The sequence below is a fragment of the Neisseria sp. P0021.S007 genome, from assembly GCF_051956855.1.
The window spans coordinates 1-460 of record NZ_JBQCXA010001576.1; the positions used below are offsets into that span (position 1 = coordinate 1).

The following is a 460-nucleotide window of genomic DNA, read 5'->3' on the forward strand; positions in this document are numbered from 1 at the left end:
CCAGATAGTTATCGGTTAGTAGATGCATTTTCTCAAATTTCTGATTGTGAAACTTTGAGCTTAGAACAAAAGGCGAATTTAGAATTTTCCTACATAGTGGCTTTAGCACCTTATGGAAGAAAAAGTGAAAATTGTTCAATCAAAAGTTTAGAAAGATATTTAGAAGAACATCCTGAATTTTTCGTTCAACTTATCTCAAAACTTTATAAAATAGATGATGGATTAGAAGATGAAAATGAGGCTGTTAACACGCAATTAGTTAAATATTACCGGTATACTTTAAATGCCTTAAGCCACATACCGGGCGAAGATAATTTAGGAAAAATTAATCCCGAAAAGCTTGAAGGATGGGTAAAACAAGCAATTAACCTTGCTGAAAAGCATGGACGTAGAAATATCGTTGAATATTTTATTGGTAAGTTATTAGGCCATTGCCAAAATGGAGAAGATGGGATTTGGC

The 460-nt window shown here is 33.0% G+C and carries 1 protein-coding gene; it reads left to right on the forward strand.

Going from position 1 to position 460, the window contains the following annotated elements; translation table 11 throughout:
• Positions 1–54: 54 nt before the first annotated feature.
• The coding region (locus ACTHUR_RS20345; protein ID WP_440400605.1) for a hypothetical protein at positions 55–460 on the forward strand (406 nt) is incomplete at its 3' end.